Below are 23,085 nucleotides of genomic sequence, written 5' to 3' on the forward strand. Positions count from 1 at the left end.
CGACAATAAAAAGGCCGCGCAGGAACCTTGGCATTCCATGCGCGGCAAGCGGGGACTACACCATCATGAAGATGTTTACATCAGTCGTTGAAACAGGGGTAAAGCGTTAAAAGGTTTCCCAGTCATCATCATTGCCCACTGCAGAGACAGCCTCGCGTCGAGGTGCCTTCGCAGCCGGAAGCCTTCCTGGAGCCGAGGCCGCAGCAGGCCTTGAAGCCCTGGCCGCCGGTGGTACTGCCGGACGTGAAGACGGCGCGGCCTTCCTCTGCCCACCGGTACTGGCTACCGCACGCCCCAGCTTGAAGAAGGCCACTTCCTGGCGAAGCTCCTCGGCCTGCTCTTCAAGTGTTCGGCTCGCAGCCGCCGCTTCTTCAACAAGCGCGGCATTTTGCTGCGTGCCCTGGTCCATCTGTGAAACAGCCTGATTCACCTGGTCGATACCGGTCGACTGTTCCTGACTTGCATGGGTAATCTCGGCCACGATGCCGCTGACCTGCTTGACGCTGGCGACGATGTCCGCCAGCGTGTCGCCGGATAGGCTGACCAGTTTGGAGCCTGACTCGACACGCACCACACTTTCCTCGACCAGCCCTGTAATTTCCTTGGCGGCCTTGGCGCTGCGCTGCGCCAGATTCCGGACTTCCGAAGCCACTACTGCAAACCCACGACCCTGTTCGCCGGCCCGTGCTGCCTCAACGGCAGCATTCAGTGCCAAAAGATTGGTCTGAAACGCAATTTCATCAATCAGACCGATAATATCGGCAATCTTCTTACTGGAGGCGTTGATCTCCTCCATCGCCTGAACGGCCTTGCCAACCACTTCACCGCCATGCACTGCCTTTTCACTGACACTGGCTGCCAGTTGATTGGCCTGCTGAGCGTTATCGGCGTTCTGACGTACCGTCGATGTCATCTCCTCCATGGAGGCCGCCGTCTGCTCAAGACTGGCAGCCTGCTCCTGGGTACGACGACTCAAATCGTCATTACCGGAGGCAATTTCCTTCGCTGCCACCTGCACGGACTCGGAGTTACTGTGCATGCGCGTTACTACCGCAGAAAGGCGCTGCTGCATCGCATGCAGGCCACGCAGCATGTCGCCAAACTCGTCAGCACGACGCGTATCAATGTCGTTGTCCAGCTCACCCTCGGCAATGGAGGCCGCCAGTTCGCGTGCTTTCAACAAGGGGGCAATGACCGAACGAATGGTCCAGAGACCGACGATTGCCGTGGAAACAGCCGCCACGACGATGGCCAGCCAGATAACCCACTGCTCAGTATTCGAACGTGCCATGGAATTGGCGTAAAAGGTGGCGGACTGATCGTTCTGAATGGCCAGAAGCTGGTTGCTGATGTCGCGGGCTTCATGAAAGCTGGCCCTCACGTCACTGACGTACAGATCTCGAGCCTGGTCATAATTGGAGGCGCGAATGGCCGCCAGCATCCGCTCAAGTCCTGCGGACATCGCATCATAGGTATTGATGAAGCGTATGGCGACCTCACGCTCCTCACCCGATGACACCATGGCCGGATAATATGCGGCCAGGCTGGTATTGACCGCATCCTGGGAGGCCTGCACCGCCTTGAGGATCTCCGCCGACTGGGCATCATCCCTGAGGGTGGTCATGCTCAGTGACTTGCCGCGAATTTCGGACAATTCACTCTTGATGGTGCCCAGAGACTGGGTGGCAATCAGGTTGTTCTTGTAGACCCGTTCAAGGTCACCGTTGGCTTCGTGAATGCCATAGGCACCAAAAAGGCCAAGAGCAACCACGACGACCACGCCACTGCCGAAGGCACCAATGAGACGATATCTTACGCTCTTGAATCGATCCGCAACTGTCATGTTCGTTTAATCCATGCTTGGGAGTTGTTGATACCCTGCAGGGATGCTGCCCCGATCCATGGGCGCCATCCGACAGTATTAACCGCCTTTCCGGTATCGGCACTCGCTTGAAAAAATTAAACGCCTGACAATAAAAAGGGGCCCTGTCAGGCCCCGATACCCATCAGATTCAGGAAATGGCACGTTATACGCGGCTTCCGGTCGGAACCACGACACGGCGCCCTGCAGTGGCAGCTCCCAGCCAGTACTCGGAAAACAGCCCGTAACACCCGGCCGCCAGCAACCCGCCAATGAAGACGGAAAAGTGACGAAGATCACCCAGTGCCGGTATGAAATTAATGATGATCGTAACGACTCCAGCGACCAGAAGAGCTTTAACCGCTTCGAAGTTGACCCCCCCCTGGAAGTAATAGGCGCCCTGACTGTCATCAATGAACAACGCGTTCACATCGACCTTTTGACGCTTCAGCAGGTAGTAATCCAGCAATACAATGCCGTAGATCGGGCCAATGAGGGCCGCCAGCAGATCGACGGTGTAATGGATGATGTCCGGATTATTGAACAGGTTCCAGGGCGTAATGAATATCGAGCCGATGGCCGCAATCATGCCCCCGGTCCGCCAGCTGATACGCTGCGGTGCGACGTGAGCAAAGTCGAATGCCGGTGACACGAAGTTGGCCACGATATTAATGCCAACGGTGGCAATGATGAATGTCAGCACACCCAGTGCCGCAGCCGTTGCATTATCGATGCGAGCCACCGTCTCTACCGGATCGCTGATCATCTCGCCAAACACGGCGGGGGTTCCGGATACCACCACGATCGTAATGACCGAGAACAGCAGGAAATTGACTGGCAGGCCCCAGAAATTGCCGCGCCGAACGTCTGCCTCACTGCGGCAATACCGCGAAAAGTCGCCAAAATTGAGGGTTGGTCCTGAAAAGTAACCTGCTACCAGCGCCGCAGCGACCACCATCTGCCACACCGCATCCATTCCGCTCAACTCTTTGCTGCCGATCGAAAAGCTGATGTTGCTCCAGCCAGCCTTGTACACAATCCAGCCAGCCAGCAGAAACATGACCGCATAGACCGCAGGCCCGGCCCAGTCGATAAACCGCTTGATGGCATGCATGCCATGCCAGAACACCAGCGCCTGAAGCACCCACATGATTGAAAACCCGATCCAGCCCAGCAGCGACAGCCCCAGAAAATACTGCCCGGCCAGAGGTTCAAGCGATGGCACCCAACGCAACAACACCAGAACCAGTGCGCTGGAGGCCAGGTAGGTCTGAATGCCATACCACACGACAGCAATCAGGCCACGGATGACAGCTGGCACATTGGCACCCCTGATGCCAAAGGACAGGCGACATACCACAGGAAAGGGCACACCGGTACGCTGACTGGGACGCGCCATCAGATTGGCAACCACCTGGACGATGCCGATGCCTACCAGCAGGGATACGAGCACCTGCCAGCCGGCCAGACCCAGCGCGAACAGACTGGCGGCGAACACGTAGCCCCCCACGCTGTGCACATCAGACATCCAGAAGGCGAAAATATTATAGGCCGTCCACTTCTGCCGAACCGGCCCCAGATCGTCGTTGTAAAGCGTCGGACTCCAGTCACGCGTGTTGTAATTGTTATCCATGCTGCGGCTCCAAAGCGGTGAGAACACAAGGTGTGGTCCTTTTGTATACAAAAGGCGTGCCAACTCGATGCTCAAGGCGCTATTTCCGCATCATTCAAATACACCAGGGGCCATGTCAGTCTTGTCGATGCCCCTGAACAGCGCATGAATGCCACGCCCTGCACTTATCGTGTGCAGGAAATGACGTTTATTGTATACAAAACAGCGCGCACTCTGTCGACACACACCTGGCACGCTTCCTGCTTAAATAACAGCATGGCTTACTAAAAGAGCGCATCACATGACCCAGGCACACCAACGTCATCTATTCGACTCCACTCGAATACAGCAGCTACTCCCTGACGACACCGTCTATGTCAGCCTGTGGCAGGCCATCATCGGTCAACGACTCCGGCCCGGCGCCCGGCTGCCGGAAGATGCGCTGGCACGGGCACTTTCAACCAGTCGGACCGGCATTCGCCGTGCCCTGCAGCGCCTGAGTCTGGAAGGGCTCATCGTACTGGCGCCACACCGAGGTGCTCGCGTGGCCAGCCCTACCCCGGCAGAAGCCAGAGAGATATTCGAAGCGCGGCGCATCATTGAATGCGGCCTGATACCGGCCGTGGTTCGTCATACCACCGCCACCGATACCCAGCGCCTTGAAGCCCTGGTCCACCAGGAGAAGCGCGCCATTGCCACGGGGAATCGCATGGAGGCCATTCGCCTGTCCGGAGAATTTCATATTCGATTGTTCACACCGGCCGACAACACCCTTTTACTGGAATCACTGGCACAGCTTGTGTCGCGCACATCCCTGTTGATCGCACTTTACCCACCAGCCAATACCCATCCCTGCCACTGTCAGCATGATGAATTGATCACGCTGATCACTGAGGGCGAAGCAGACCAGGCGACCCGATGGATGCACCATCACCTTGAAGCACTTGAGCAGGGGCTCGAAATGACACCCCGCGATACCGACCTGCCCGACTTCGAAACGCTCTTCAGTACGGACCCATCATCAAGGAACGCATCATGAACTGGCATATTGCCAACCCCAACACCGGCCAGGCGATGAGCGACCTGCTGGCCACCACCCTCACTCACCGCTTTCCTGCGCTGGATATCGAGGTCACAACCTCGCCCTGCGGCCCGGCTTCACTTGAAGGGCATGCAGATGAAGCCCTTGCCGTGCCAGGTCTTTTAACCCGCATCATCGAAGCCGAACACCACCACCCAAGGTGTCGTGGTCATGTCATTGCCTGCTTCGGTGATCCCGGTATTGCCGCCGCTCGAGAGGTTGCCCGGCGGCCGGTCATCGGCATGGCAGAAGCCGCCATGGCCAGCGCCCGGCTGATCGGCGAACGCTTCTCGATCATTACCACACTGGCACGCACTGTACCGCTGGCACGACGGCTGGTACGTGAATATGGCCATGCGCAACACTGTGGTGGCATCCATGCCAGCGGCATCAACGTGCTGGACCTGGATAGCGATTTGGCCTTTAAACGCGTACTGGAAGATAGTGAACAGTTATTGAGCGCCGACCAGAGCGATGTCCTGATTCTGGGCTGTGCCGGCATGGCTCCCTGGGCGCCCGGATTACAGGAACGACTTGGCCGCCCTGTCGTTGATGGCGTAAGCGCCGGTCTACAGCTGCTGGTTCACCTTGACCAACTGGGCCTTTCACCTGCCAAGCAGCACGATCGCGCCCTGCCGATCGACAAGCCGGTCATCGGCCCGCATTCACACCTTTATGCCAGACTTCACGAGGACACCCGTTCATGAATACCCACTACCCGCGCGACCTCAGGGGATATGGCGAGCACCCCATTGATCCGCAGTGGCCGGGCAACGCCCGTATCGCAGTCCAGTTCGTGCTCAATCATGAGGAAGGCGGAGAAAACAATGTCCTGCATGGTGATGATGCCAGCGAAGTCTTTCTGTCGGACATCATTGGCGCCACCGCCTATCCCGATCGTCACATGAGCATGGAATCACTGTATGAATATGGCACCCGGGCCGGAGTATGGCGCGTATTGCGGGAATTTGACCGTCGGGGCTGGCCTTTGACCGTCTTTGGTGTGGCCATGGCACTTGAACGCTATCCGGAAATGGCCGACGCCTTTTTAAGCCGCGGCCACGAAATCGCCTGTCATGGCTGGCGCTGGATTCATTATCAGGACATGCCCATCGACCAGGAACGGGAACACATGGCACGCGCGGTCGAGATTTTCAGACGATTGACCGGGGCCGCGCCATCCGGCTGGTATACCGGCCGCGACAGTCCTCGTACCCGCCAGCTGGTGGTCGAGCACGGCGGCTTTACCTACGACTCGGATTATTACGGTGACGACCTGCCCTTCTGGACCCGCGTACAATGCCACGATGGTACGACCAAACCTCACCTCGTAGTGCCTTATACCCTCGATACCAATGACATGCGCTTTGCCACGCCGCAGGGGTTTCATAATGGCGATCAGTTCTTTCATTACCTGAAGGATGCGTTCGATGTTCTGTACGAGGAAGGCAAACAGCATCCAAAAATGCTGTCCATCGGGCTTCACAGCCGCCTGATCGGCCGGCCTGGCCGCTTCCGCGGTCTACAGCGCTTCATGGATCATGTGGCCGCTCATGACAGGGTCTGGATAACGCGCCGCATCGATATTGCAGAGCACTGGAAGACCCATCACCCGGCCGGTGAATAGCACTCAAGTCTCTCATTAAAAACGCCGCAACTGCGGCGTTTTTAATGATAAAACGAGATGGCAGCGCAGACCGTCACCCCGTTATTTCTTCAAATGCTGCCAACAGTGCCCGATCATGCCCGGGAGGCGCCAGCAGGGAAACGCCCCACGGGCAGCCGTCATCCTCAAGCCAGGGCTGCGCCAGTACCGGTGCCCCCCATAATCCGCCCAGCGCAGTCATGCCCATCAATCGTTCGCGATAATCGGCCAGTGATCCGGCAGGTGTAGTCAGGCGGGGCGCAGCGCCCGGTGCCGAGGGCAGGCAGATCAGCCTGCGCCCTCCGTCACTCCAGCGAATCAACCGGCGTATGATGGCCAGACGCTGATGCTCGGCTTCAGCCTCGGCAGTAGCGTCCAGCTCGGCGCTCCAGTCAAAACGTGCCTGAATATCCGGGGCAAAGGTGGGGCGGGTCCGGGTGATCCAGTCACCATGCTCACGCCACAGCGACCGCCCCTGCAGTATTCTGAACGTGGCACTGGCTGATTTCACAACCGACAGGGGCAGTGTTTCCACACTCACGTTTTCCACATGCCGTGTCAGCCGGGAAGTTATCCGGTCAAATGCCCCCGCCGGCATCCCCTCGGGACGCAGCACGGTCACACCGCTGAATGTCACATCAGCCTGTGCCGGCAGCAGCACATCCGCGACCGCAGCGAGGGTTTTCATATCCCGCGTCAGCCATCCCACCGTGTCAAACCGGGGCGCAAGGCGGACCATCCCGGCAGTGCTGATGGCGCCCCAGCTGGGGCGCAGGCCATAAAGACCACAATAGCTGGCCGGCACGCGAATGGAGCCTCCCGTATCGGTTCCCAATCCGATATCGGCCTCTCCCCGGGCCACAGCCACTGCAGATCCCGAGCTTGAGCCGCCGGGCAATCGGTCCGGAGCTGACGGATTGGTGGGCGTGCCATAATGGATATTGGCCCCGTTCAGGCTATAGGCCAGCTCATCGGTCAGGGTCTTGCCGGTGAGATGACACCCGGCGTTCAAAAGCGTCGCGATTACCGGAGAACTGGACTGCGGTACAGGGTGCGTGGCCAGCCAGTCCGGATTGCCGGCACCGGTAGGCAGCCCCTTTACATCAAACAGGTCCTTGACCGCCAAACGCTGGTAGTCGAGCGGACCGCTACCGGTGGGCGGACGAATGCTGCGGGGGGTAACCCAGAAGGAAGACGTTGTCATGCACTACATCCTGATCATGTTGTTGTTATTGATAACAGGGAGGCTACGGCCGACACCGAGCCTCCGGTGAGGCTATGACAATTCGTCAAGCTGTTCGAAATGATGCGATAACCGTGCCATTCGCTGGCGGCCGGATTTCAAATGTTCATGCAGCACGGCACTGGCCAGGATATTGACGAGACTCATCGCTGCGGCATAGCTGTCAAAGGCGGAGATACTGTCCAGCGGACAAATGACAGACCAGTCCGCATGCTGTCGGGCTGATGTGGCCGTACCATCGGCGATCAGCAGAACCGAACAGGGCAGCGTATGCAGATGCGCCATCAGCCGATCAAATGACGTGACCCGGCGTCTGAATCCCACGACCACGACCACATCGCGGTCGCCAAGCGAGGCCAGCTCCTCGGCCAGCGTCTGACCCGGCTGGGGTAACACATGGACCTGACCGCGCACCTGCAGCAACTGCTGCCGCAGGTGCAGGGCCACCGGGTAGCTGTTGCGGAACCCCATGACCACCACGTTATCCGCGGTCGACACGGCCTGAGCAATCGCTCCCAGGGTGTCCGGATCAAGACCATCCAGCATGGCCTTCACATTGGCCTGCTCACGTTCGAAATGACGATGGAAGGCCTGCACAGTGTGTCCGGGCTCGGTCACCAGTGGCACCCCCAGATTACGCAATTCACGCGCGTGCTCGCGCACCTCCTGAAAATGGGCGAATCCCAGCCGCTTGAACAGTCTCGTCACCGTGGCCTTTGACACGCCGGTCAGGCGTGCCAGGTCTGCTGCACTGTAGATGGCGAAGTCATCAAAGTGGGCCAGAATAAAATCTGCAACACGCCGCTCGTGGGAGGGCAAATCCTGGTAGTAGGCCTCAATGCGTTGTCCGATATGCTGCGTCATAGTCGAGACATCAAGGGTCTGAGCGCAGTCGGAACATCGTCTATCGGCGCCGGCTGCCGGCTGCTCAACTGGGCACGAATGCCTTCAATGTGATCACGACCGAGCTGGTAAACCCTATCGGCGTCATCGACAATCAGCGCCTCCAGCAGAAGTTGATGATCTTCCTCCATATAGCATGACGCCGGCCCGTGTGTCCGAAACAATACGACCAGTGCCGATACATGCACCAGTACGCGCATCAATGCATCGCCCAGCGGCCGATTCGGGCAGCGACGCGCCAGCATTTCGTGAAACTCTCTGGAGCACTGGGTCCGAATCATGTCGTGCCCCTGATAATGGGCGCGACGCTCGGTGTCCAGCAGGTCCTTCAGGACCTGGCGGTTTACAGGTGTCAGAGTGCCACTCAGCAGGGCAAGGGCTTCCCTGTCGAGCGTTGACCAGATGGTAAAGACATCATCCAGCTCCTCTTCGGTGGTCGTACGCACCTGAGCGCTGCGATGCGCCGCCCGCGTGACCAGCGCCAGCTCTTCCAGATGGATCAATACCTGCTGAATCACCGTACGCGAACAGCCATACAGCATGGCCAGCTCCTTTTCCCGCAGCACTGTGCCCGGGGTCAGACGGTGCCGCGCCATCGCATCCCTTAAATGCTCGGCGATGCGATCAACCTCGGTCATTTGCGTCGTTATCAACGGGGTCATGTATGCACTCCCTGAGCCGCCAGCATGGGCAGGTGATCCGTAATGGTTCCAGACGGCGGGATCAAATCACAACCTCGCAGGATCATCGCACACAGAAAATCCGCGGCCGCATCAAAATCTTCGGCACTCTGGGCCTCCTTGCCGGTGACGCCCAGAATCTGAACTTCAAAATCCGCATAGTGCTGTGTCGAGGCCCAGATCAGAAAGATCAATCGAACAGGATCCATGCGACGCAACCGCCCCTGATCCATCCAGACCGCCAGCACCTCAGCCTTGTCTGCCATCCAGGCACGGCCGACGCTGCCGAGGTAATCCTGCAGGAACGGAGCCCCCTGAAGCATTTCCGTGGCAAAAAGCCGTGAGGCCTGTGGGTGCAGCCTGGCCTGTTCGATCTTGGCTCGAATGAACCGACTCAGCACCTCGGCCGGGTCATCCTCGACACGTATATCGTCAATCTGCTCGTTCCAGCGTTGCATGGTGCGTGCCAAAAGGGCCTTGTACAGCACCAGCTTGGATGAAAAATAATAAAGAATGTTGGATTTCGGCAACCCGGCCTCTTCGGCGATCAGCCGCACACTGGTGCCACGAAAGCCGTGGCGGGCAAAGCAGCCCTCGGCCACGTCAAGAATCAGTTGTTCATTGGCAAGGCGCGTTTTCGCCCTGGATGTTCCCTGCTCATCGGACCCTGCTGTCATGCGCATGTCGCCTGAAATAATGATGCATCGGTCAGTATGCATACCGTGTCGTCAGTTATTTTCATGTACTACCAGAAAATATCGATATATTAAACTCTGTACAGTTGGTCAGCTTTTTGCATTGTAATGTCTATACCAATGTCGCGGGCTTGCAGATCAGTGCACCACGACCGATAGCTGAGGGCACGCCATGCTGAGTTTCACACTGAATGATCACCCGGTGCAGTGCAAGTCACCTGCACCGGAAACGAGCGCACTCACTTTACTGCGCACCACACTGGGGCAATGTGGCACCAAGGAAGGATGTGCCAGCGGCGATTGTGGCGCCTGCACCATTACCATTACCTCTCCGGAAGCACCCGGGCGATATAAAAGTGTCAATGCCTGCATTCTGCCTGCCCACCAGCTGGCCGGCTGTCACGTCACGACAGTGGAAGGACTGGCGAAAGAAACACAGTTGCACCCGGTTCAACAGGCCATGGTCGAACACCACGCCAGCCAGTGCGGCTTCTGTACGCCGGGTATCGTCATGTCACTTTATGCCCTGTACGAAAATCGGCAGGAAGTGGATATGGTGGACGACTCGCATCTGGACCATCGCATTGAACAGGCTTTATCCGGCAATCTGTGTCGCTGCACCGGGTATCGTCCCATTCGTGACGCCGCGCGCGCCGTCATGACCACGCCATCAGGACCGCGTCCTGCACAGGACAAGGCCCCTGTCCCGCCCGCCGTGTCCACGGCACGGGACTACCTGCTGCCGACCAGCCTGAGTGACCTGCACGCCTGCCTGGCACGCCACCCGGACGCGCCGCTTGTTGCCGGGGGCACTGACCTGATGGTGGAAGCCAATGCCCGACTACGCACGTTCGACACCCTGATCGACCTGACCCGCCTTCCCGAGCTGAAACAAATCATGCCCCTCCAGGAAGGCTGGTATATCGGCGGGGGCGTCACCTTCGAGGCCCTGTTGCCGCTGGCGGAGAAGCACTACCCGGCACTGGCCGAGCTTCTGTATCGCCTGGGGTCGCGACAGATTCGGGAACAGGCCACCGTCGGTGGCAATATCGCCAATGCCTCCCCGATTGGCGATACGCCCCCCATCTGGCTTGCACTGAACGCCGAGCTGATTCTGGATGGCTTGTCCGGGGAACGGCGCCTTCCGCTGGATGAGTTCTTTACCGGCTACCGCACGACCGTGCTGGGCGCCGGAAACTACATCAAGGCACTGATTTTACCCAGCCTTGCCAGGCATCAGGCCCTGTGGGTCTGGAAACTGTCAAAACGACGCGATGACGATATTTCTGCGGTACTGATGGCCGCCAGCGCCACCGTTACAGGCGACCGCCTTGATCATGTACGCATTGCCTTTGGTGGCATGGCCGCCACCCCAGCCCGCGCGCCGGCACTCGAACAGGTTCTGGAAGGTCACCGGCTGACAGCCGCTCGGCTGGCAATGGCCAGACAGGCTCTGGCAGAGGAATTCACACCCCTGGATGATGTACGCGCCTCCAGTACCTATCGCCGTATCGCCGCAGGCAACCTGATCGAACGACTTTACTGGCACCTGAACGCCGTGCCCGGCCACAAGGAGCTGACTCATGCGTAAACTGATCCCGGCACCCGCGCCGCTTCCCTCCGACGCTGCCACACGACACAGCGCCCCCCACGACAGCGCCGTGGCGCATGTTACCGGGCGCGCCATTTACGTGGATGACCTGCCCGCCCATGCTCGCATGGGGTATCTGGCCGTTGGATTGAGTCCGCATGCTCATGCGCGACTGGATGGACTGACCCTTGACGCGGTGCGCCAGAGTCCGGGGGTCATCGACGTCATCACCGCCGCTGACATTCCGGGCCGCAACGAAGTCGGTGCCGTATACCCTGGCGATCCGCTGCTGGCCGAGAGGGAGCTGCGTTACGCCGGACAGCCGGTCTTTGCCGTGGTCGCAACGGATCTGGTCAGTGCACGCCGAGCTGTCGACAAGGCCGTGATCCATGCCACGCCCCTTCCAGCCTCGCTGGATGCCGTCGAGGCCATTGCTCAGGGACTGACTGTTCTGCCGGTACACCATCACGAGCGTGCCACGCCTCTGGACCGCGGTAGCGCGATGAAAAACAACACCCAGACTCGTGAAGCCCCCGGGGAAGCGCCCGCCGCCAGTCACTGTGTCAGTGGCACTCTTTCCATCGGTGGTCAGGAGCATTTTTATCTGGAAGGTCAGATCGCTCAAGCAGAAGCGCTTGATGATGATGGCATTCGCATCCTGACCTCCAGCCAGCACCCCAGCGAAGTACAAAAGCTGGTCGCCGAAGTGCTGGACCGGCCACTTCACAGCATTGTTGCAGAAGTGCGCCGCATGGGCGGCGGCTTTGGTGGCAAGGAAAGCCAGGCCGCAGCCCTCGGCGCCATGGCCGCGCTGGCCGCCGCCCGCAATCACTGCACGGTGCGCTTTCGCCTGCCCCGGCGCGACGACATGCTGATGACCGGCAAGCGTCACCCCTTCGAAACGCACTACGAGGTCACTACCGACGACCGCGGGATTCTACGGGACACCACCATTTCATTGATTGGCAACTGCGGTCACTCGCCGGACCTGTCCGAAGGAGTGGTCGATCGGGCCATGTTCCACGCCGACAATGCCTATTACCTGGGAAATGCCAGGGTGACCGGGCACCGGGCCATGACACACACGGCGTCCAATACGGCCTTTCGGGGATTTGGTGGCCCGCAGGGCATGATGCCGATCGAAGCCGCCATGGATGATATTGCCCGGCGGCTCGGGCTTGATCCTCTGGATGTTCGCAAGCGCAACCTTTATACCGACCAGAAAGACGAGACCCACTACGGGCAGAGACTGGACCAGCACCTGATCGGCCCGCTGATTGATCAACTGGAGAAACAAAGCGACTACCGACACAGACGCCAGGCCATTACGGCCTTTAACCAGGAAAACCCGATCATCAAACGGGGGCTGGCGCTGACCCCCGTCAAGTTCGGCATTTCGTTTACCGCTCAGCACCTGAACCAGGCCGGAGCACTACTGGCGATCTATACCGATGGCAGTGTACTGATCAACCACGGCGGCACCGAAATGGGCCAGGGCCTGCATACCAAGGTATGCCAGATCGTGGCGCGGGTATTTGATATCCCACTGGGACGGGTACGCATCAGCGCGACGCGTACCGACAAGGTTCCCAATACGTCGCCGACCGCTGCGTCATCAGGGGCAGACCTCAATGGCATGGCCGCCCGGGACGCCGCACTCACCCTGCGAGCACGGTTACTGGATCTGGCCGCCGAACAATACCGCCAGCCCCGCGACAGCCTGACCTTCAGCGACGGCCAGCTGATCGCCGATGGCTGGTCGATGCCCTGGGAAGCACTGATTCAGGCGGCCTACCTCAAACGAGTTCCCCTGTCCGCGACCGGATTCTACTCCACCCCGACCATTCACTATGACAAGACCACCGGCAAGGGCCATCCCTTTTTCTACTATGCCTATGGTGCGGCCGTATCAGAGGTGGAAATCGATACCCTGACCGGTGAGCACCGGCTGCGGCGCGTCGATATCCTGCATGATGTGGGAGACAGCCTGAACCCGGCCATTGATCGCGGCCAGATCGAAGGCGGCTTCATCCAGGGGGCCGGCTGGCTGACCACGGAAGAACTCAAGTGGGATGACAAGGGCACCCTGCTGACCACCGGGCCGGCCACCTACAAGATCCCGGCCTACAGTGATACCCCGCCGGTATTCAATGTGGCGCTACTGGAAGGCCATCCGTGTTCGCAGGCTACCATCTACCGCTCCAAGGCAGTCGGTGAGCCGCCCTTCATGCTGGCCCTGTCAGTGTGGTCCGCCCTGCGAGATGCCCTGTCGAGCCTGACCAATTACACCACCAGCCCGGCCCTGGATGTCCCCGCCACGCCGGAAAGAATCCTGCTGGCCGTCGAGGCCATCAAGTCCGCCAGCACACCGGCCGCGTGCCCGGAAGGGGCCGACCATGGATGAGCTTGCAACCATGACCACCTGGTACGATGCCCTCGCCTGGTGCAAGCGCACCGGCGTACCGCACGTGCTGTGCACGCTGGTCTCGAGTGCCGGCTCGACACCGCGCGAACCCGGTGCCGGTATGCTCGTGACACACGACCAGATCATCGACACACTGGGCGGGGGGCAGTTTGAGCATCAGTTGATCGCTCTGGCGCGAAAGCAACTGGTCACGGGCGATGCCCACATGCAGCTTGAGCGCTTTCCCCTGGGCGTACGCTCGGGCCAGTGCTGTGGCGGCCATGTCAGCGTTCTGGTCACGACAGACCCGGGGGCCACATCGCGACTGGCCCTGTTCGGCGCCGGTCATGTGGCCACGGCACTTGAACGCCTGCTGGCCCCCCTGGACTGGCGCATCGACTGGTATGATAGCCGCCCGCTGCCCGGACATGTCGGCAGCTCGCCTCGAACCCGTTGTCATTTCGAGCACGACACCCTGGCCACCGCCGAGTGCCTGCAGCCCGGCACTCATGCACTGGTCATGACCCATGACCATCATGAGGATGAAGCGCTGATCCAGCGGCTGGCGACGCATGGCACCCTGGCTTCCGTTGGCATGATTGGCTCGGCAACCAAATGGGCCAGGTTTCGTCATCGACTTCTGGCAGGCGGCACCACCGAGCAGCAGCTGAATCAGGTAAGGTGCCCGATCGGTCTGCCCGGCATCGGAGGCAAGCGGCCTCATGAAATTGCCATCGCTGTCGCAGCAGAGCTTCTGACGCTTGCACCGGTAGCGTCGCCCTCCGTGCTGCGAGGCCTGGACGGGCCGGCATTGACACATATTGAACAGATTACCGAACCATCATGATCACGGCCTGCCGAAGCGGGCCCTTATGTGGACCACCATCATGACCCATGAAGCACCTGTTGTTTTACGCGGCCCTGTATTGCACTTTACCGCCGACCCGGGCGAGGACATTACCCCTGCACCTGGCAGTGTCGAGTATCTGGATGATGGCGTACTCGTCATCGAAAACGGCCGCGTAACCCGCCTCGGGGCGGCAGAGGCCCTGTTAAGCGAGCTTCCGGAAAACATTACTCTTTATCACTATCCGGACAAGTTGATCATGCCGGGGTTCATCGATCCCCACCTGCATTTCAGCCAGCTCGATATCATTGCCTCCTACGGCCGGCAGTTGCTGGACTGGCTTAACGAGTACACCTTCCCGGAAGAGATGCGCTTCAGCGACCCTGCCTATGCCACGCACATGGCAGAGGATTTCATGGACGAAATGCTGCGGTATGGCACCACTACGGCGCTGGTCTTCTGTACCAGCCACCCCCATTCGGCTGACGCCCTGTTTGAAGCGGCTCGCCGACGGGGCTGCCGGATGCTGGCCGGCAAGGTCATGATGGACCGCAATGCACCAGCGGCCCTGTGCGATACACCAGCGCGGGCCGATCATGAAAGCCGGGCGCTGATTGAACGATGGCATGGCGTCGATCGGCTGGAATATGCCATTACGCCTCGCTTTGCGCCGACATCCAGCCCAGAGCAGCTCAATATTGCCGGGCGACTGGCACAGGATTTCCCGGACATGGTCGTTCAAACCCACCTGAGCGAAAATCAGGGCGAGATCGACTGGGTGGCATCCCTTTACCCCCAGGCCCGGGACTACCTTGATGTCTACGATCAGGTCGGCCTGCTGAGAGACCGCTCGGTGTTTGCCCACTGCATTCACATCGATGACGACATCCGTCAGCGCCTGGCCCGCGCCGGGGGCCGAATTGCCTATTGCCCCACGTCCAACCTGTTTCTGGGCAGTGGCCTGTTTGATGCCAGACGTGCCCGCGAGCAACAGGTAATGACGGGGATTGCCAGTGACATCGGGGCCGGCACCAGCCTGTCTCAGTTGGCAACTCTGGCGGCGGCCTATCAGATCAGTCAGCTTCAGGGCCATCCGCTGACGCCCTGGCAGGGGTTCTATCAACTGACCCGCGGCAATGCACGCATGCTGTCGCTGGACAGCCGCATTGGAAGCTTCGTCCCGGGGATGGAAGCTGACGTGGTGGTTCTGGATCCGGCCGGTTCACCAGCCCTGTCACGCAAGGCCGCTCGCTCGAAAAACCTGTTCGAGACGCTCTTCAACCTCATGATGCTGGGTGATGATCGTGCCATTCACGCAGTACACGTACAGGGCCGCCCGATGACCACAAGTGCGGTCAGCAGGTAGCACCACCCGTACACGGACCGCCAGACGATGCTCGCCTGCCGGTCCGCGTTCGATGCCGTAATCACACGGTTACTACAACAACAAAGACTCACCAACACGACATCAGGATACTTTCCCATGACATCCAACGATCTGGTTTATCAACACGGCGACCGCCCGCCCCCCGTGACTGCGGCACTGGTGGCCTTTCAGCATGTACTGGCGAGCTTCGTCGGCATCATCGCACCGACCATCATTGTCACCAATGCACTGGGACTTGGTGCTGAAGCGCCTTATCTGATCAGCCTCTCCCTGTTGATTTCAGGTATCAGTACCTTCATACAGACCCGGCGTTTCGGTCCCGTTGGCTCGGGACTACTGAGCGTTCAGGGCACCAGCTTTTCGTTCGTGGCCGCCCTGATCTCGGCGGGGATGATTGCCCGACAACAGGGCGCCGATGATCAGCAGGTTCTCGCCACGCTGTTTGGTATCTGCATGGCAGGAAGCCTGATCGAGGTCGTACTCGGGGGCTTTTTGAACCGGCTCAGACGCCTGATCACACCGACCGTTACCGGAATTGTCGTCACCTTGATCGGCCTGAGCCTGATCCATGTGGGGATGACCGATATCGGCGGCGGTTTTGGAGCCGAGACCTTTGGTGCACCGGCCAATCTGCTTCTGGCCCTGGCCGTGATTGTTACGGTACTGGCCTGTCAGCTGAGCCGCTGGCCACTTCTCAGGGTGGGATCGGTCTTTGCAGGGCTGGTCATTGGCTGCATTCTGGCGGCCATGTTTGGCATGTTTACCCCGCCCACCGATGACAGCCCTCTCTTTCGCCTGCCAATGCCGTTGCACTACGGTCTTGATTTCAATCTGGCGGCCTTTATACCGGTTGCCTTTGTATTCCTGATCACGGCCATCGAAACCGTAGGAGATCTGACTGGCTCATCCCGAGCGTCCTTCATGCCCACTCACGGGCCGGACTATCAACGCCGCATCCGAGGCGGCGTCATTGCCGATGGCCTTAACTCCCTGCTTGCCGGCTTTTTCAACACTTTCCCCAATACGACATTCAGCCAGAATACCGGCGTCATTCACCTCACCGGCGTAGCCAGCCGACATGTCGGGCTTTATGTCGGGGTCATTCTGATGGCGCTGGGGCTGCTGCCCTCACTGGGTGGGTGGCTTCAACAGATTCCGAAGCCGGTACTTGGTGCCACCACCACCCTGATGTTCGGCCTGATCGCGGTATCCGGCATTCGCATTCTTGCCGAGCAGCACATGACTCGAAAACGCATCATGTTGATTGCGCTGTCCCTTGGGGCGGGGCTTGGCGTGCAGGTGGTACCCGATATCACGGCGCAATTGCCGGACGCTCTGAAGGCGGTGTTCAGCTCATCGATCACCACCGGTGGGCTGGTGGCCATCATTGGCCACCTTTTGATGCCGGAGCGCGAGCTACAGGAAAAGGACGAGAAGAACGAGGCAGAAACCACCGAGCCGGTAGCGGAGACCTCATCGACGGTAAATCAGGCAGGTTGATACCACAGGGGCAGCTCAGCTGCCCCTGTAAACACTGTAGGCCCAGGGCGTGACCAGCAGAGGGACGTGATAATGCGCCTCGTCCGCCAGGGTAAAGGCCACCGGAACGTCGTCCAGAAAACGAGCCTGATGCTGGCCATTGGCGGCAAAATAATCACCGACCGAAAAGACCAGCACGTAGCGCCCGGCCACATCACTGCCTTCCAGCAATGGTTGATCTACACGGCCATCGGCGTTGGTGAAGGTATCCGCCAGCGCGTCTGTTTCGCCCTCACGGTACAGGCGAAGGCGAACCCCTGCTGCAGGCCTGCCGGCAGCTTGATCAAGTACATGAGTGGTAAGTCGAGTCACAGGCCACCTCGTGAATTAACAGGATAATGAATATGACGGTAACACTTGCCGAACTGAACGCCCTGCCAGCGGACCAGTTTGTAAAGGCACTGGAAGGGCTGTATGAACATTCGAACTGGATTGTTCGCGATGCGGCAGCCCGGCGTCCGTTTGAAACACCTGAGGCATTGATCCAGGCCACCCAGGGCGTAGTGTGCAACGCCTCGGAGGCACAGCAGAAGGCGTTGATCTGCGCACACCCCGAGCTTGGAGAAGCCCAGCTTCATCGGCTGACTACCGCGTCACAGCAGGAGCAGCGCGGTGCGGGCCTGGTCGCCGCCCCTCCGGAGCAGTTGACCCGCCTCAGGCAACTGAATGCGGCCTATCGACAACGGCACGGATTTCCGTTTGTGGTGGCCGTCAAGGGTATGACGGCCACCATGATACTGGACGCACTTGCCGTTCGCCTTGAGCGCCCCGGCGATGTTGAACTGGCCGAGGCACTCGAGCAAATCGGACGAATCGCAGCGATCAGGCTGGCAGCCCTGCTTGACGTGCCGCCCGAATAACCGCAATTTCAAAGGCGTCGAGGGCCATCGCGACATCATCGGCACGCACCGACTCATCCGGATGGTGGCTTACTCCTCCACCACAGCGAATGAACAGCATGCCAACATCGGTCAGTGACGCCATGGCCATGGCATCATGGCCAGCGCCACTGAACAGATGCAGGGCTTCATCACCCTGAACCTGCGTTACCGCCCTGCTGACACAATCCTGTAACCAGTCAGCGCAGGCAACCGCGCTGGCGCTGTGCGTATCCTCCCAGTGCATCGTCAGCTCACGAGCAGTACAGATGCGCTCAAGTGACTCCACGATAGCCGCTACGGTCCGGTCACGCACGGCATCTTCCTGCGCCCGCACATCCAGACTGAAACTCACGTCGCCCGGAATAACGTTCACGGCTCCGGGCGCCACATTCATCTCACCGACCGTAGCGACTGCCCCACTGGCGCGTGCAAGTGCCTCAATGGCCAGTACCGCTTCAGAGGCGCCACACAGCGCGTCCCGGCGCAGATCAAACGGCGTGGTGCCCGCATGACCAGCGCAACCGGTCAGCGTAATTCTGGCGCGCCGTGCGCCGGCAATCGCCGTAACGACCCCCAGGGCAAGATCACGATCTTCCAGTACCGGGCCCTGTTCAATATGGGCTTCAAGATACCCCACGATCTGCGATGACTCACGACGAGCGGTATCAATTCGACCCGGAACAAGCCCGGCTGCTTCAAAGGCCTGCTCAAGACAGATCCCTGTCGGGTCGGTCAGCGCCCACCATTCAGGCTCCCAGGTACCGGCCACCGCACGGCTGCCCAGCAGGGTTGAGCCGAAGCGCGTACCTTCCTCATCCCCGAAGGCCACTACCTCGATGGCACAGGGCAGGCGCCGTCCACTGCGCTGAAGCCGCTGCACTACGCCAATGGCCAGCATGACTCCCAGGATGCCGTCATAACGGCCGGCATCAGGCACCGTATCAAGATGAGACCCGATCACCAGCGCCGGCGCATCCGCCTCAAGCCCCTCGTAACGGCCCCACTGGTTGCCGGCTGCATCCTGATGAACTGCCATGCCCGCCTCATGCATCCACTGTGCCACCCTGGCATTGGCGTCAAGATGCACCGGAGTCAGATAACGGCGCATGATGCCGGTATCGGTTTCACTGAGCCGGGCCAGTTCATCACAGGCGGCCAGTATTTGATCGGCATCATGCATGGGGGGTGTCCTGTAATGTAGAGGTAGAGTAAATCCGGTGTGCTGCTCGCACCGCCTCGCCGGCGGGCACGGTTATATCAAACAGCCCAAGCACCTGCTCAAGCGCCGCCAGGGTTGTAAACACGCAGTCCCGGCGCGCGTTGTAGCCCATGGTCCCAATGCGCCATATCCGCCCGTGCAAAGGGCCGAAGGAAGTGCCAATCTCGATGGCGAAATCTTCCAGCAGGCAGCGTCGCACCGCTTCGCCATCCAGCCCCTCGGGGATATACACCCCGACCACGTTATGCATACGATGCTGCTGATCACCGAACAGTTCAAGGCCCATGGCCGTCAGCCCAGCGGCCATGGCCTGCCCGTGCAATTGATGACGTGCGATGGCCTGATCCATGCCCTCTTCCACCAGCAGCGCCGCACACATGCGTGCGCCATAGAGCATGGCCGTCGCCTCGGTATGGTGATTGAGCCGTTCCGGCCCCCAGTATTTGAGGATCTGGCTGAGGTCCAGGTAATTGGAGCGAATCGGCTGAGCATGACCCGCCTCATCCGAGGACTGGCGAAGTCCTGCTTCAATGTGAGCGCGCTGCATGATCTTGTCGACCGCCCGTGCTGACAGGGTTATCGGTGAGCTGCCGGAGGGCCCGGCCAGACACTTCTGAAGTCCGGCGGTTGCGGCATCAATCTGCCAGTCATCCACACGAAGCTCATTACCCGCCAGCGAGGCGGTCACATCGGTATAAAACAGTGCGCCGTGACGGCGACACAACGCCCCGATCCCCGCCAGTGGCTGACACATGGTGGTTGATGTATCGCCCTGTACCAGCGCCAGTACATGAGGTTTTACCCGTGCCAGTGCCTGTTCGATCTGTTCTGGTGTGAACACCTCTCCCCAGGGAGCTTCGATGGTGTGCACTTCCGCGCCACAGCGTTCGGCAATTTCCTTGAGCAGCAACCCGAAACGACCAAACATCGGCACCAGCACTCGCTCGCCAGGTGCCACCAAAGATACCAGTGCCGCCTCGATGCCGGCTCGCGATGTTCCATCCACGAGAAGCGTTGCTTCGTTATGGGTACGAAAGACCTGTCGATACAGTTGCTGGGTCTCATTCATGTAGCCCGTCATCGCCGGGTCATACTGACCAACGAGGGCGGCCGACATGGCTCGGGAAACGCGCGGGTCGGCATTGATGGGGCCTGGGCCCATCAGCAGGCGGCAAGGCGGCTGGAAGGTGGTGGTCATGGGAAGAAGGCCTTTATTATTGTTTCTTTGAACGTGTATATGAAACTAACGTTTCATCCCTACGATAGCGCGCTCTACCGCAAAAAAAAAGCCGGCCATGAAGGCCGGCCAGACATGAAATACAGGATTATCCGATATTCATGCAGAGGTACTTGGTTTCCAGATATTCTTCCAGCCCATACTTTGACCCTTCACGCCCAAGGCCAGAGGCCTTGACGCCACCAAAGGGTGCGGCAGCATTGGAAATCAGACCTTCATTGATACCAACCATGCCGTACTCGAGCCTTTCAGCCACACGCCATACCCGGCCAATATCCCGGCTGTAAAAATAGGCCGCCAGACCATATTCCGTGTCATTGGCCATGGTGAGCGCCTCATCCTCGGTATCAAAGGAAAAGACGGCGGCCAGCGGGCCGAAGGTTTCTTCACTGGCTACCTTCATCTCGGGCGTAGCGCCATTGATCAGGGTTGGCATATAAAAGCGCCCACCCTTTGAATGAGGCTGTCCGCCCAGCATCAGCTCACCGCCCTTGTCGATGGCATCCTGCACGTGCTCGGACATCTTCTCGACCGCATTTTCATCGATCATGGGCCCTACGGTCACGCCCTCCTTCATGCCATCGCCCACTACCAGCTCACGGTTCATGGCCGCAGCAAGTTTTTCACAGAACGCATTGATGACACCCGACTGCACGAGGAACCGATTGGTGCAGACACAGGTCTGTCCGGCATTACGGAACTTGGAAGCCAGTGCACCTTCCACGGCTGCATCAAGGTCTGCGTCCTCGAACACGATAAAGGGCGCATTACCTCCAAGCTCCAGTGAAATCTTCTGGATATTCTCGGCGGCATTGGCCATCAGGGTGCTGCCTACGCCGGTAGAACCGGTAAAGGTAATCTTCCTGACCATCGGCGAGGACGTCATGGCACCCGCAATCTCCCCGGCACTGCCCGGCAGTACGTTAAAGACGCCGCGCGGTACACCGGCACGCTCGGCCAGCACTGCCAGTGCCGTCGCCGACAGCGGCGTCTGGCTGGCCGGCTTGATGACGATCGGGCAACCGGCCGCCAGGGCAGCAGCGGCCTTGCGGGTAATCATTGATGACGGAAAGTTCCAGGGCGTAATGGCTCCTACCACGCCAACAGGCTGCTTCAGCACGACAATGCGCTGATTGCCCTTGGCCCCCGGAATGGTATCGCCATATACACGACGCGCCTCTTCGGCATACCAGCGCATGAAGCTTGCAGCGTAGGCAATTTCACCTTCTGCTTCCTTTTTGGGCTTGCCTTGCTCAAGGGTCATCAGACGGCCCAGATCTTCCTGATGCTCCATCATCAGCTCGTACCAGCGGTTGAGAATATCGGCCCGCTCAAGCGCGGTACGCGCCGACCATGCCGGAAACGCTGCGTGGGCTGCCTCGATGGCACGCAGGGTTTCCTTCTCCCCCATCCGCGGCACGCGGGCGATGGTTTCGCCGGTGGCCGGGTTATCCACCTCGATCTGCTCACCGCTGTCGGCGGCTACCCAGTTGCCATCAATAAAGGCAAAGGGCCGAAACAGGGCCTTGTCCTTGAGGTTATCCATAACATGCTCCCTTCTGGTATCTTTTCCGACTTCGTTGCTCACTGAAGACCGGCACCCTTCGAGTCTCGGACTAACGACGAAGCAGCGCCAGAAATTCCTGCCGTGTTTCAACGTGACTGCGGAAATTACCCAGCATCACGGACGTTGTCATGCTGGAATTCTGTTTTTCCACGCCTCGCATCATCATGCACATGTGCTTGGCTTCAATAATCACTCCCACCCCACGTGCACCAGTGACATCACGTACCGCCTCGGCAATCTGGCGTGTCAGGTTTTCCTGAATCTGCAGACGTCGCGCGAACATGTCGACGATCCGTGCAAACTTGGACAACCCAAGCACCTTGCCATCCGGCAGATATCCGATGTGGCATTTGCCGATAAACGGTAGCATATGGTGCTCACACATCGAGTAAAGCTCGATGTCCTTGACCAGAACGATCTCATCGGTATCCGAGGAAAAGACAGCATTATTGACCAGCTCATCAAGTGACTTGCTGTAGCCATTGGTCAAGAACTGCATGGCCTTGGCTGCACGAACCGGTGTATCGCGCAGCCCTTCCCGCTCAGGATCCTCCCCCAGACCCTTGATGATTTCGTGATAATGGTGGGAAAGCTCGTCGCACATGGGCTTTATTCATCTCTGACAGGTAAGGGACGGGCAGCCCGCATGGCTGCCCGATTCAGCCCTATCTTATCGCAAGCGCAGGAAATACG

Annotated in this window: 20 protein-coding genes; 9 read left to right on the forward strand and 11 right to left on the reverse strand. The window is 59.4% G+C overall.

Annotation, left to right across the window (positions count from 1 at the left end):
- Positions 1-106 precede the first annotated feature (106 nt).
- Complete coding sequence (locus tag NAT21_RS07735; protein WP_250936938.1) at positions 107-1,843, reverse strand: methyl-accepting chemotaxis protein; 1,737 nt, start codon at positions 1,841-1,843, stop codon at positions 107-109.
- A gap of 184 nt (positions 1,844-2,027) precedes the next feature.
- Entirely contained in the window at positions 2,028-3,494 is a 1,467-nt protein-coding gene (locus NAT21_RS07740; protein ID WP_250936940.1) for an NCS1 family nucleobase:cation symporter-1, read from the reverse strand.
- A gap of 280 nt (positions 3,495-3,774) precedes the next feature.
- On the opposite strand from NAT21_RS07740, the gene NAT21_RS07745 reads away from it, so the two are divergent.
- Genes NAT21_RS07745 through puuE form a run of 3 tightly spaced genes read left to right on the forward strand, consistent with a single transcriptional unit; the run spans position 3,775 to position 6,181 of the window.
- Positions 3,775-4,512, forward strand: coding sequence for a GntR family transcriptional regulator (locus NAT21_RS07745; protein WP_250936942.1), 738 nt, complete (start codon positions 3,775-3,777; stop codon positions 4,510-4,512).
- Positions 4,509-5,261 carry an aspartate/glutamate racemase family protein gene (locus NAT21_RS07750; protein ID WP_250936954.1) on the forward strand — a complete coding sequence of 251 codons (753 nt, stop codon included), beginning with the start codon at positions 4,509-4,511 and terminating at the stop codon, positions 5,259-5,261. The genes NAT21_RS07745 and NAT21_RS07750 overlap by 4 nt, the downstream gene beginning before the upstream one ends.
- On the forward strand, positions 5,258-6,181 hold the full coding sequence (puuE, locus tag NAT21_RS07755; RefSeq protein ID WP_250936960.1) for an allantoinase PuuE: 924 nt from the start codon (positions 5,258-5,260) through the stop codon (positions 6,179-6,181). Before NAT21_RS07750 ends, puuE begins: the two co-directional genes overlap by 4 nt.
- Positions 6,182-6,254: 73 nt before the next feature.
- On the opposite strand, the gene NAT21_RS07760 is transcribed toward puuE, so the two are convergent.
- From NAT21_RS07760 to NAT21_RS07775, 4 genes are all read right to left on the reverse strand, one after another.
- Entirely contained in the window at positions 6,255-7,403 is a 1,149-nt protein-coding gene (locus tag NAT21_RS07760; protein WP_250936961.1) for an amidase, read from the reverse strand.
- A 72-nt stretch (positions 7,404-7,475) separates the two neighbouring features.
- Positions 7,476-8,306: a MurR/RpiR family transcriptional regulator gene (locus NAT21_RS07765; protein ID WP_250936963.1), complete on the reverse strand. Its 831-nt coding sequence runs from the start codon at positions 8,304-8,306 to the stop codon at positions 7,476-7,478.
- Positions 8,303-9,007, reverse strand: coding sequence for a GntR family transcriptional regulator (locus NAT21_RS07770; protein ID WP_250936966.1), 705 nt, complete (start codon positions 9,005-9,007; stop codon positions 8,303-8,305). Before NAT21_RS07770 ends, NAT21_RS07765 begins: the two co-directional genes overlap by 4 nt.
- Positions 9,004-9,702 (reverse strand): TetR/AcrR family transcriptional regulator, encoded by a 699-nt coding sequence (locus tag NAT21_RS07775; RefSeq protein WP_250936968.1) that lies wholly within the window; start codon positions 9,700-9,702, stop codon positions 9,004-9,006. The genes NAT21_RS07770 and NAT21_RS07775 overlap by 4 nt, the downstream gene beginning before the upstream one ends.
- Before the next feature lie 190 nt (positions 9,703-9,892).
- Here NAT21_RS07775 and xdhA point away from each other — a divergent pair, with 190 nt between their 5' ends.
- The 5 genes from xdhA to NAT21_RS07800 all read left to right on the forward strand — a co-directional run bounded on the left by xdhA (position 9,893) and on the right by NAT21_RS07800 (position 17,449).
- A complete protein-coding gene (gene xdhA / locus NAT21_RS07780) occupies positions 9,893-11,311 on the forward strand; it encodes a xanthine dehydrogenase small subunit (RefSeq protein ID WP_250936976.1) in 1,419 nt (472 codons plus the stop codon).
- Positions 11,304-13,715, forward strand: a complete 2,412-nt coding sequence (gene xdhB, locus NAT21_RS07785) for a xanthine dehydrogenase molybdopterin binding subunit (protein WP_250936977.1) — start codon at positions 11,304-11,306, stop codon at positions 13,713-13,715. The genes xdhA and xdhB overlap by 8 nt, the downstream gene beginning before the upstream one ends.
- Positions 13,708-14,562 carry a xanthine dehydrogenase accessory protein XdhC gene (xdhC, locus tag NAT21_RS07790; RefSeq protein WP_250936978.1) on the forward strand — a complete coding sequence of 285 codons (855 nt, stop codon included), beginning with the start codon at positions 13,708-13,710 and terminating at the stop codon, positions 14,560-14,562. Before xdhB ends, xdhC begins: the two co-directional genes overlap by 8 nt.
- Positions 14,563-14,602: 40 nt before the next feature.
- The gene (gene guaD, locus NAT21_RS07795; protein ID WP_250936979.1) at positions 14,603-15,928 is read left to right on the forward strand and encodes a guanine deaminase; all 1,326 of its coding nucleotides are present in this window, start codon (positions 14,603-14,605) and stop codon (positions 15,926-15,928) included.
- Positions 15,929-16,045: 117 nt separating this feature from the next.
- The gene (locus NAT21_RS07800; protein ID WP_250936981.1) at positions 16,046-17,449 is read left to right on the forward strand and encodes a uracil-xanthine permease family protein; all 1,404 of its coding nucleotides are present in this window, start codon (positions 16,046-16,048) and stop codon (positions 17,447-17,449) included.
- Between the two features lie 15 nt (positions 17,450-17,464).
- Here NAT21_RS07800 and uraH read toward each other — a convergent pair whose 3' ends face one another.
- Complete coding sequence (uraH, locus tag NAT21_RS07805; protein ID WP_250936984.1) at positions 17,465-17,800, reverse strand: hydroxyisourate hydrolase; 336 nt, start codon at positions 17,798-17,800, stop codon at positions 17,465-17,467.
- A 32-nt stretch (positions 17,801-17,832) separates the two neighbouring features.
- On the opposite strand from uraH, the gene uraD reads away from it, so the two are divergent.
- Positions 17,833-18,348: a 2-oxo-4-hydroxy-4-carboxy-5-ureidoimidazoline decarboxylase gene (uraD, locus tag NAT21_RS07810; RefSeq protein WP_250936986.1), complete on the forward strand. Its 516-nt coding sequence runs from the start codon at positions 17,833-17,835 to the stop codon at positions 18,346-18,348.
- Here the strand turns inward: uraD and NAT21_RS07815 are convergent.
- The 4 genes from NAT21_RS07815 to folE form a co-directional block, all read right to left on the reverse strand.
- Complete coding sequence (locus tag NAT21_RS07815; protein ID WP_250936988.1) at positions 18,311-19,549, reverse strand: allantoate amidohydrolase; 1,239 nt, start codon at positions 19,547-19,549, stop codon at positions 18,311-18,313. The genes uraD and NAT21_RS07815 overlap by 38 nt on opposite strands.
- Positions 19,542-20,786 carry a pyridoxal-phosphate-dependent aminotransferase family protein gene (locus tag NAT21_RS07820; protein ID WP_250936990.1) on the reverse strand — a complete coding sequence of 415 codons (1,245 nt, stop codon included), beginning with the start codon at positions 20,784-20,786 and terminating at the stop codon, positions 19,542-19,544. The genes NAT21_RS07815 and NAT21_RS07820 overlap by 8 nt, the downstream gene beginning before the upstream one ends.
- Positions 20,787-20,913: 127 nt before the next feature.
- Complete coding sequence (locus NAT21_RS07825) at positions 20,914-22,371, reverse strand: NAD-dependent succinate-semialdehyde dehydrogenase (protein ID WP_250936993.1); 1,458 nt, start codon at positions 22,369-22,371, stop codon at positions 20,914-20,916.
- A gap of 70 nt (positions 22,372-22,441) precedes the next feature.
- Complete coding sequence (gene folE / locus NAT21_RS07830; RefSeq protein ID WP_250936995.1) at positions 22,442-22,996, reverse strand: GTP cyclohydrolase I FolE; 555 nt, start codon at positions 22,994-22,996, stop codon at positions 22,442-22,444.
- Positions 22,997-23,085: the final 89 nt, after the last annotated feature.

It is taken from the genome of Larsenimonas rhizosphaerae (genome assembly GCF_023700005.1).
Classification (GTDB): Bacteria; Pseudomonadota; Gammaproteobacteria; order Pseudomonadales; family Halomonadaceae; genus Larsenimonas; species Larsenimonas rhizosphaerae.

What these genes read in the sequence shown, in the direction of transcription:
- NAT21_RS07735 (WP_250936938.1), bottom strand. Translation starts at nt 1,843, where the DNA reads ATGACAGTTGCGGATCGATTCAAGAGCGTAAGATATCGTCTCATTGGT.
- NAT21_RS07740 (WP_250936940.1), bottom strand. Translation starts at nt 3,494, where the DNA reads ATGGATAACAATTACAACACGCGTGACTGGAGTCCGACGCTTTACAAC.
- NAT21_RS07745 (WP_250936942.1), top strand. Translation starts at nt 3,775, where the DNA reads ATGACCCAGGCACACCAACGTCATCTATTCGACTCCACTCGAATACAG.
- NAT21_RS07750 (WP_250936954.1), top strand. Translation starts at nt 4,509, where the DNA reads ATGAACTGGCATATTGCCAACCCCAACACCGGCCAGGCGATGAGCGAC.
- puuE (WP_250936960.1), top strand. Translation starts at nt 5,258, where the DNA reads ATGAATACCCACTACCCGCGCGACCTCAGGGGATATGGCGAGCACCCC.
- NAT21_RS07760 (WP_250936961.1), bottom strand. Translation starts at nt 7,403, where the DNA reads ATGACAACGTCTTCCTTCTGGGTTACCCCCCGCAGCATTCGTCCGCCC.
- NAT21_RS07765 (WP_250936963.1), bottom strand. Translation starts at nt 8,306, where the DNA reads ATGACGCAGCATATCGGACAACGCATTGAGGCCTACTACCAGGATTTG.
- NAT21_RS07770 (WP_250936966.1), bottom strand. Translation starts at nt 9,007, where the DNA reads ATGACCCCGTTGATAACGACGCAAATGACCGAGGTTGATCGCATCGCC.
- NAT21_RS07775 (WP_250936968.1), bottom strand. Translation starts at nt 9,702, where the DNA reads ATGACAGCAGGGTCCGATGAGCAGGGAACATCCAGGGCGAAAACGCGC.
- xdhA (WP_250936976.1), top strand. Translation starts at nt 9,893, where the DNA reads ATGCTGAGTTTCACACTGAATGATCACCCGGTGCAGTGCAAGTCACCT.
- xdhB (WP_250936977.1), top strand. Translation starts at nt 11,304, where the DNA reads ATGCGTAAACTGATCCCGGCACCCGCGCCGCTTCCCTCCGACGCTGCC.
- xdhC (WP_250936978.1), top strand. Translation starts at nt 13,708, where the DNA reads ATGGATGAGCTTGCAACCATGACCACCTGGTACGATGCCCTCGCCTGG.
- guaD (WP_250936979.1), top strand. Translation starts at nt 14,603, where the DNA reads ATGACCCATGAAGCACCTGTTGTTTTACGCGGCCCTGTATTGCACTTT.
- NAT21_RS07800 (WP_250936981.1), top strand. Translation starts at nt 16,046, where the DNA reads ATGACATCCAACGATCTGGTTTATCAACACGGCGACCGCCCGCCCCCC.
- uraD (WP_250936986.1), top strand. Translation starts at nt 17,833, where the DNA reads ATGACGGTAACACTTGCCGAACTGAACGCCCTGCCAGCGGACCAGTTT.
- NAT21_RS07815 (WP_250936988.1), bottom strand. Translation starts at nt 19,549, where the DNA reads ATGCATGATGCCGATCAAATACTGGCCGCCTGTGATGAACTGGCCCGG.
- NAT21_RS07820 (WP_250936990.1), bottom strand. Translation starts at nt 20,786, where the DNA reads ATGACCACCACCTTCCAGCCGCCTTGCCGCCTGCTGATGGGCCCAGGC.
- NAT21_RS07825 (WP_250936993.1), bottom strand. Translation starts at nt 22,371, where the DNA reads ATGGATAACCTCAAGGACAAGGCCCTGTTTCGGCCCTTTGCCTTTATT.
- folE (WP_250936995.1), bottom strand. Translation starts at nt 22,996, where the DNA reads ATGTGCGACGAGCTTTCCCACCATTATCACGAAATCATCAAGGGTCTG.